An 8,519-nucleotide genomic window follows, 5' to 3' on the forward strand; every position below is an offset into this window, starting at 1 on the left:
AGACCTCGTTTTCTGCGTACGAATCGGTTCTCATTGAAAAAGGATTTTTCTTTCTTCTCGTCACAAACGGAACAGTTCTAGTAACCAACGACCATCATCAGCACTTATTATCCGCAAACCATCTGCTGGTAATCACTCCCAGCCTACGCAGTTCCTTAACATCAATCAGCAAGGACTTCTCTTGCTCCTGCCTATACATCGTACCAGAATATTTTGACACACTTCCAGCAAGCCAGCTTGTATACAACCAGGTTTCACCGCATGTAGGAAATTACCATCTGGCAATCTTTCTACTTGAGCCGCAACAGAGTGATTATTTACATAAAACTCTGGCCTTATTCTCAAAATATCTGGAAAAAATGCCTTTGTATCGTGACGGTGCTTTACGCCACCTGGGCAGTTTTCTATTATTGCAAATAGCAGACATGCTACATAAAAAAAATAAAGGAGCATCAGGTTACATGAAACGTTCAAGCGAAGTTTTCCGGCAATTCAAGAAACTACTAATAGAAAATTATTGCCGCCAGCACAACATAAGCTTCTATGCCGATCATCTGAATATCTCCACTACTTATTTGTCGCGTATAATAAAACAAGTAACAGGACATACAGTACGTTTCCATCTGGATGAACTCTTGTGCGCCGATGCACGCAGAATGTTAGAATGTACAGACATGGACATAAAAAAGATAGCCGATAGTCTCGGATTTTCTGACCAATCGGTATTCGGAAAGTTTTTCATGCGAAAAACCGGATTTTCACCTTTAAACTTCCGCATGCGAAAAGAAACGGCACACAAGAAATCATAGACAGGACAATCATGAAGGGACATAAGTCCATCCACAATCATTATGATATATCATTAACCGGCTCATCCCTCCGTCAACCGTAATATTTTCTCCATTGATAAATGAATTACGCTCGTCACAAAGGAAATCCACCACACGAGCAATGTCGGCAGGCTCTCCTACCCTGCCTGACGGATGTTGAGCGGTATCTCCCGTGCTATAGGCTGCTTCATAATGCATCTCTTCATGATAAGCACCGGTATCAATCCATCCGGGAGCTACTGAATTCACACGTGCTATCCCCGACAAGCTAACGGCCAAAGCATGAGTCAGGGCAGTAATCCCCCCTTTGGCAGCCGTATAGCTCTCCGTATCCGGTTGCGACTGAAAAGCACGTGTAGACGAAATGTTTACAATCGCTCCCACCCCCTGAAAATGGTCTTTGAATAACCGGGCCAACATATAAGGTGCCACTACCCCCACACGCTGCACGTACAGGAAATCTTCATAATCACAGTCAGAAAGGATACCTCCCCGCATCAGGCAAGCATTATTAATCAGGCAATGTATGCCTTCGGGATGTTCATGAAGCACCAAATCTGCAAATTCCTCCAGAGCTTGCTTTTCTGCCACATCACCGACAAAACCAGTCACCTGCCAGCCTCTCTCACGCATCTTTTCCACCTGCACAAGAGTAGCCTGCTGATTCTGATCTATAAAATACACCCTATCACCTCGAGAAGCAAAATGTGCTACAATGCAACGGCCAATCCCTCCAGCTCCACCCGTCACTACTATAATTCTATTCATAATACTTTTTATATTTCTAATTCTTCTTCGTATCTAAAATATCCAAACTCCTCCAAATAAAAATGTATGGAACACAATATCTCCCCTATCAATTACTCGAACAAGACGAATCCAGTCCATAAAAACTCATTCTCCGGAGCTGTACTTATCAGTTCACGCTGTGTTCTGCAAAAGGCATCGAACAGATTGTTTCCATCCATCCAATAACGGTAAAAAGTCGTAATAAACGAAATCGTCTCCGAATCAGATATATTATTCATATTTGCCAGAACAGCCTTAGCTCCTGCTACTTTGAATGCCCTTATCAATCCAAATAATCCTTCTCCATCTTTCATTTCTCCAGAAGCCGACCGACACGCCGACAGAATCACCAAATCCGTCCCAAGCAAATTCATCTGTGACACGTCATATGCAGTAACGATACCCGAATCCATCGCATCATAAGAAATTGGTTTGTTCCAATAGCGATTAGCCCCCGTGAGCAAAAATCCATGCCGCATCATCGGATCTTTATACGCACTGACTCCTATCCATGGATTCTTTTGAAAAGATACAATTCGTCCATCCGAAATAGTTTCATCATATAGCAATGAAAACCCATGAGTGGCAATATGAATCACACTATGTGGCGCTGTCCGAAAAGACAACCGAAGAAAATTGGGCTTATTGGCCTCTCGCCCTAAAAACAAATGTAAATTCCATCCTTCGGGCAACATGGTATCTATACAACACAGTTCCTCTCTACTTCCTGGCAAATATTGTGCTCCCTGGCCACGCATTCCTTTCAATGAAGGAGGGGCAGAAAAATAAGCTCCTCCAAACCCATACAAGTCACGTTTAAAATGTATACTATCAGCCTGTTTCTGCTTTAATCTTACGAAATCAGTGGTACTCAATAAATAATGCAAATTGTATATATCCAATAGCTTTTTCTTCTGAAACGGAATGTTACTCCATTGAAACTCAATCAAGTCACCCTCCAGACAAAAATACAAATCCTTCCGATTTCCAAGAAACTGATAAATTGGATTCCATATTTTCTCTGTTTCCTGATTTTCCAACCGAATACGAAGCAAAGCCCGCTTCTCTGGCAACAACACCATGCCAGGAGAAGATGAATCAGAAGTAATCACTAAAGCCACATACTGCCTGTCAAAAAAATCAATCGGTAAATCTATTATTTTCACAAGCGCCTCATGCGGCTCCAAGTATTTTTTCAGGTCATTCCAGTCTGTCCATTCTACAGAAGCATCTTTCAATAAACTCTTATTTTTAATCAAAGACACTTGTTTTCGTTTCAAATCCATCAGTTGTGTCTGCAACTGGAATTTATTGAAATAACAGGGATTTCCTGGCAGTAAATAGTAATCAGAAGCTGTATAAATAGAATCTATCGCTTGCTGCAAGTCCACAATAAGCGGCAGCCTTCCTTCTTCTGTCTGACAAATAGGAGAAGGACCGACAGATAATATATCTTCTTTCAACAAACTATGATCCAGCAATAATTCACTGACAGGGCCATACTCAATATGACGAAGCGAAAAGTGCTGCACGGTATCCAGATAGTATTGCAACAACAAGCCTATTTCCTTCTTCTCCTCCGCCAGCAAATAAGGAATGTCTTTATTTAAGTATTTCCTGATTTCAATCAGCAATAACCGATAAGTTTGAATGGCTTGCGTCAAATCTCCTTTTTCTTCATACCGACGTGCTATCTGCATCACACATAAGTAAAACAAGGGTAAAGTCCCCTTACAAAGAATTTCATCTTTTGTAAAGACAGGGGAAACAAACTGCCTTAATCCATCTATGACCTCTTGTGCTACTCCAGCAGAAGGAAGCATCAGATACTGAATAACATGCCTTTGACAAGCAACATCCGCTAATAGACGGGTATCATAACGCCGAGACAAACTCAGAGCTTCCTCACAAGAAGTCAGTGCCTCTTGCAACTCCCCCTTCTTGATTCTGTACAAAGCACAATCCGACAAATAACGAGCCTTACATTTTTGAAGCCAGTTGCTATAAAAGATTTGCAGGCTATCCGGTTGCTCTTGATGTTTTTCCAAAATGGCCTTGACACAGACCAGATTCGTGCTTACTTTCAACAAATTGAATATGGAAACTATTTTCAGGCCACTTTCTTCATCTTTATCGATAAACTTTCTATTCCTGCTTAAACTGATTTCCAGATTTCGCAAGGCTATTTCCAAATAGTACCACGAAAAATCACAATCCTCCAGCCTCCGGTAGAATATTCTCTCCGCCTCTTCCGATAATGCAAAACAAAGTGAAGGATAAGCTTTTTCTTGCCAGTCCACACTCTTTGTATAAAGCCTCCAGGCATATTGCAGGCTGTCATCAGTAAGTGTCTGCAAGTAAGGCGTCTGATTCAATTCTGAAAAATCCTTAGCGCATACAAAACTTACTTTTAAAATGCATAGCAGCACAATCACAAGCAAGCGAAAACGAAAGAGTCTCATCAGAACCATCGACGTTGATTTAATGCATCATAAATTTTTTGTGCTTCTTCACTATACAGCCCTTCCTTCTTACTGATACGAAAAGCCAGCTCCAGCGCATCCTTCCTTTTTCCGTCATCCAACAAACATCCAAGCAGCAACCACTCTCCAGCCTCCTTATTTTCTCCCTTCTGGAGTTCCTCTGCTAATACATATGCCTGCTCAATACTGTCTTGATACAGACAAGCTATCCCGACTAACATTTTACTCTCCTCTGTAAGGAAAGACAAATAACCTTCAGCCGACAACTGCCGATAGTAATTCACCAAACTGTCATTCTTTTCTTCTGAGTACCATTGCGCCATTCGACGATTTATTCTTGCAGCTTCAGGAGTTGGAAAACCACCAGAACGTGCACTCTCCCACACAGGAGGAGTATACACCGTCTGCAAAACTTCCTGAGTATGGAAACGGTACATCCTTCCATAAAAGCCAAGGCTTATCATAAGTACACACAGACAAGCTGCAGCCCAACGAATCCGCATATCGTAAAATAATCGATGTTTCTTAGACTGCACTCCACGTAAAATATCCGCTTCTGCCTTCTTCCTTTCAGCCTCCACCACCAATTGCCTGAGAAAAACCTGCTCTTTAAGCGTTTCTTCCCTCTCCATACGAGCAATAAAAGCATCCTCTTCTTCCGGAACCATTTCATAATTCAAAAAGCGATCAATCTCATCCTGCATCCGATTGTCTTTATATCTATCCATAGCTTATTTTTTCAATTTATAATAAATACCCCTGCTTTCCAGTCTACGTTTCAACTCAAAAGATAAACGACGCATGCAGGAATTTTTTTTACTCTTTGCCACATCAGCCGACTGATACCCCATCTGCTCTGCTATATCACTCATGCTCAACCTTTTCCAATAAAAGAGCTGTAATATCCGATTACATACCGTATCCCCCTCACTAACCAATCTGCCGGCTTCTTCTAAAGCACTTTTCCAATCTGTATCCGGCAAAAGTTCGCTTATCCATCCAGCTACAAGAGGACGTTCAGTCTTCTTTTGAAGTTTCTTCAACACCAGATTTTTGCCAATCCCTAATAAATATGTCAAAAGCGAGGCGTCCTGCTTCTGATATTTCCCAGTACGGATATTATCTATCATCAGCAGAAAGCTGTCATGATAAATATCCGATACCACGTCTTCCTCCAGTTGATATCTTTTCTGTATATAGCCTATAAACTGGCCTCTATACAAAGTATAAAGTTGTTCCATACTCTTCTCTGAAAAAATATTCTCAGAAACGGGCTGGCCTATATTTCGCTTTTTCCTGTCAAACGGCAAATGCATAAAACTCTAAGTTTAATTGGCAACAGACAATACAAAAACATATTCCGCATCACTACATTCCATATAAGGACATTGCAATCTAGCCAAGGCACTTGAAGGCAATTGCCGCATAGTCTTTTCTATTACTTTATACCAGTCGGCTGCCATAAATGTAAGAGATTTCTGCGTGGCCACCTGCACAAAACTATAAGTCAATTTTCCATAATGACATCGGGATTTACGACTATAGTACTCATAATTTGTTTCCTCCGGTTTACAAGCACTCAAGACCAATGCCGGAGCCAGATTATCAAGCGACTTCAGTTTCATGCTGCGCTCCAAATGCACTCCGGATTTTGGACGATAATCATCTGGAGCAAAAATCTTATTAGTACCACGTATATATAAATCAGGAGTATACCGATTCGCTGTTCCGCTATGGCAGGCATCTAAAAGTACAAAAACCTGTCCCGTTTTCCCTACCTTACGTCTTAACTTATCAATCCAGATACCTAATTCATCATCACAAAGATGTTTCTCTCCTTCGTATACACCTGGAAGATACCAAAACAAAGCATCATAAGGAATCAAAGCCTCATCCAATCCATCTTCTTCATCTCCATTCCAATCTATCATCTGCTGCCCATGACAAGAAAAATGCAAAAACAAATAATCGCCCGAAGCCGTATCATCGCACAACTGTTGTAAGGACCTATTTATAGCTTCCTTTGTAGCTTTTTCATTTTTCAACAATATAATCTGGCTATAATGATGCCTTCTCAACAATTCAGTCATCAATACTCCATCATTATCCCCATGAATATTCTCCCATCCACTGTCTGCCGGATACTCCCCAATAGCCACAATTAATGCCCTTCCCGTACGGGCATTAACCTCATTTCCCCATCCCCATACAAACATTAACAACACGCAGAAAAAGCGAAAAAACTTCATACACATAAAAAAAGTACAATTGTCCGTTTACCTTTTACTACTTTGACGGATAAAGATAAAAAAGATGTTTTGAATATTCCTACTCAAAACACTTTTTTCTACAAACAAGGTTTTTGTCATTTAGTAACAATCTTGTTTTGAATGAGAGTAGCGATTATTTTAATTTAAATTTGCAATATTAAAAACCATAGCCATGAGTCGGAAATTGAATATTTCATATTACACAGCCAAAAAGATGTTGATGGAATTACTTGCCAATGATAAGCTGCTGGAAGATGAAGAAATAAAAAAGATGCTGAAAAAAATGGCGTTACAGAACAATAAAACTGATATATGCTTAAAAAATACTCCCATCATCATAGATACCCAGTGTCGTCTGTTCTTTCCCATGTATAGTGATAAAGAAGTGAAAATGTCATATTTACCCAAAACGGTATATATATTTTTTCTACTACATCACACAGGAGTAGAGTTTAAGAATCTGGATAGTTACATGAAAGAACTATATCAGATTTACCAAATTGTATCTGAAGAAAAAAACATAGAGGCGGGGAAAATCAAAAAAAGCCTTAACAACCTGGTTGCTCCAGGCAATAACCGGATTTACGAAATCTGTTCAGTAGTACGAAGAAATTTGTCGGAAATTCTTCCGACAGAATTAGTTGAACAATACGCAATCACAGGAAAATGGGGAGGACTTCATAAAATAAAAGCAGGGCGTTCATCACTCGAAATCAAACATACAAAACTTAAACAAATTGCATTTGAATAACCATTATTGTTTCACATAAATATATCAAGTATGAAAAAACTAATTATGATGCTGGCAGCTGCATGTGGCTTATTATTGGCTGCCTGCTCCTCAAACACACCTACAAAAGCCGTTGAAAAAGCCCTCGATGCGATTATTGAAGAGGACTATGAAACTTATGCCAGAAGTTTCTATGTAGAAGACAAATCTGAGCCCGAAAAAGTGGAAAAGGAGATTCAGGATTTAGTCAAATTAATGAAACGCAACGCAGAAAACTATCCTGATGAGAAAATCAAGAGCTATGAAATTCTGAAAGTAGAATCCAGTAAAACAGGTAAATGGGTTCAGGTAAGCTATAAAACCATTTATCTAAACGGACAAGAAAACACTGCTGATTTCTACCTGACAAAAGATGACGATGGCAGCTGGAAAATACAGATGTTCGGTACTGATAAATTAATGGAAGAATAAGTTCATAATACAATAAAGGGCACGGCACTGTCCCCAATAAAGACACGGGGCTGACTCTATAAACTAAGAGTCAGCCCCGTGTCTTTATTGACTGAAGTATGGAATCAACTTATGGTCAATTCACCATCTACTGTCACCTGGTCTTCCCAAGCACCAATAGAGCCATTTTCTACTACAATGCCGTCACGACCCACTTTCAGAGTAATGGTACTTTTGGCACCTCCCTTCAAATTAAGCTGAGAAGCCCCCAGCTGCTGCAATAAATCACTCAGAAGCATCGTCTTTACCTCACCACCTACGGTGATTTTCAAGGTAACATCTGCTGTCGGCTGTGGAACAAGAAAAAATGAAGCTTTAGTTCCAGTTACATTGTAATCTCCTTTTACAGATTTCACGTCCTTAATTACTCCCTGGGAAGCATCCACAACACACGTAGTCTTTGCATTCAGCGAAAGGGTCAGATTCTTCAAATCATCCGCAGAATAACCATCACCAGCTGTAAAAGATAAATCGAGACAATGTAGAGCATGATTAAAAGTCAAACGAATCGCCTCCGCTGTCCCCACCGTTACAGTCTGCGCCGCAGAAAGAAGCAAATCTCCCTCCACAGCTGTCAGCGTATTAAAATCAAAAGTCCCTTCCTGTGAGACAGTCTGCTTGGGATAACAAGCAGATAATTTTATCTGCCCGGTAATTCCTGCCGGATTCAGCACTCCCCAAATAAGCTCATCTTCCTGATAAGCATAATCCAGAGACGGGTTATTCTCTACACAAAGCGTCATCACATCACCTTTGGTAAAAGTACCACTTCCATCCTCTCCTAACTCCGGAGTACGAGATTGAGAAGAAACGTCAGCTACAATTGTAACCAACTGGCTGATTGCATCATTGGGGACTTCATTCGTGGTGCATGAGGCTGTTACTAAAGCAGCAGCCATAAATGCAT

The 8,519-nt window shown here is 40.5% G+C and carries 9 protein-coding genes; 3 read left to right on the forward strand and 6 right to left on the reverse strand.

Going from position 1 to position 8,519, the window contains the following annotated elements; translation table 11 throughout:
• Positions 1-809, forward strand: an 809-nt coding sequence (locus ACMJ0U_RS06055) for a helix-turn-helix domain-containing protein (protein ID WP_417128857.1), incomplete at its 5' end; no start/stop codon positions are given.
• Positions 810-818: 9 nt separating this feature from the next.
• Here ACMJ0U_RS06055 and ACMJ0U_RS06060 read toward each other — a convergent pair.
• The 5 genes from ACMJ0U_RS06060 to ACMJ0U_RS06080 all read right to left on the reverse strand — a co-directional run bounded on the left by ACMJ0U_RS06060 (position 819) and on the right by ACMJ0U_RS06080 (position 6,357).
• Entirely contained in the window at positions 819-1,598 is a 780-nt protein-coding gene (locus ACMJ0U_RS06060) for an SDR family oxidoreductase (RefSeq protein ID WP_417128859.1), read from the reverse strand.
• 92 nt (positions 1,599-1,690) lie between these two features.
• On the reverse strand, positions 1,691-4,090 hold the full coding sequence (locus ACMJ0U_RS06065) for a CHAT domain-containing protein (protein WP_417128861.1): 2,400 nt from the start codon (positions 4,088-4,090) through the stop codon (positions 1,691-1,693).
• The gene (locus ACMJ0U_RS06070) at positions 4,081-4,830 is read right to left on the reverse strand and encodes a hypothetical protein (protein WP_417128863.1); all 750 of its coding nucleotides are present in this window, start codon (positions 4,828-4,830) and stop codon (positions 4,081-4,083) included. Before ACMJ0U_RS06070 ends, ACMJ0U_RS06065 begins: the two co-directional genes overlap by 10 nt.
• Before the next feature lie 3 nt (positions 4,831-4,833).
• Positions 4,834-5,343 carry an RNA polymerase sigma factor gene (locus ACMJ0U_RS06075; protein WP_417128865.1) on the reverse strand — a complete coding sequence of 170 codons (510 nt, stop codon included), beginning with the start codon at positions 5,341-5,343 and terminating at the stop codon, positions 4,834-4,836.
• 87 nt (positions 5,344-5,430) lie between these two features.
• Entirely contained in the window at positions 5,431-6,357 is a 927-nt protein-coding gene (locus ACMJ0U_RS06080) for a caspase family protein (protein WP_417128867.1), read from the reverse strand.
• 187 nt (positions 6,358-6,544) lie between these two features.
• On the opposite strand from ACMJ0U_RS06080, the gene ACMJ0U_RS06085 reads away from it, so the two are divergent.
• Positions 6,545-7,123, forward strand: a complete 579-nt coding sequence (locus ACMJ0U_RS06085; RefSeq protein ID WP_417128869.1) for a hypothetical protein — start codon at positions 6,545-6,547, stop codon at positions 7,121-7,123.
• A 30-nt stretch (positions 7,124-7,153) separates the two neighbouring features.
• The gene (locus ACMJ0U_RS06090) at positions 7,154-7,573 is read left to right on the forward strand and encodes a hypothetical protein (RefSeq protein WP_417128871.1); all 420 of its coding nucleotides are present in this window, start codon (positions 7,154-7,156) and stop codon (positions 7,571-7,573) included.
• Between the two features lie 104 nt (positions 7,574-7,677).
• On the opposite strand, the gene ACMJ0U_RS06095 is transcribed toward ACMJ0U_RS06090, so the two are convergent.
• Positions 7,678-8,519: fimbrillin family protein (locus tag ACMJ0U_RS06095; RefSeq protein WP_417128873.1), on the reverse strand; the 842-nt coding region annotated here is incomplete at its 5' end.

Source organism: Phocaeicola sp. (assembly GCF_048170425.1).
In the GTDB taxonomy this organism is placed as follows: domain Bacteria; phylum Bacteroidota; class Bacteroidia; order Bacteroidales; family Bacteroidaceae; genus Phocaeicola.

Excerpts from the sequence above, each read along its gene's own strand:
- ACMJ0U_RS06060 (WP_417128859.1), bottom strand. The coding sequence starts at position 1,598 with ATGAATAGAATTATAGTAGTGACGGGTGGAGCTGGAGGGATTGGCCGT.
- ACMJ0U_RS06065 (WP_417128861.1), bottom strand. The coding sequence starts at position 4,090 with ATGGTTCTGATGAGACTCTTTCGTTTTCGCTTGCTTGTGATTGTGCTG.
- ACMJ0U_RS06070 (WP_417128863.1), bottom strand. The coding sequence starts at position 4,830 with ATGGATAGATATAAAGACAATCGGATGCAGGATGAGATTGATCGCTTT.
- ACMJ0U_RS06075 (WP_417128865.1), bottom strand. The coding sequence starts at position 5,343 with ATGGAACAACTTTATACTTTGTATAGAGGCCAGTTTATAGGCTATATA.
- ACMJ0U_RS06080 (WP_417128867.1), bottom strand. The coding sequence starts at position 6,357 with ATGTGTATGAAGTTTTTTCGCTTTTTCTGCGTGTTGTTAATGTTTGTA.
- ACMJ0U_RS06085 (WP_417128869.1), top strand. The coding sequence starts at position 6,545 with ATGAGTCGGAAATTGAATATTTCATATTACACAGCCAAAAAGATGTTG.
- ACMJ0U_RS06090 (WP_417128871.1), top strand. The coding sequence starts at position 7,154 with ATGAAAAAACTAATTATGATGCTGGCAGCTGCATGTGGCTTATTATTG.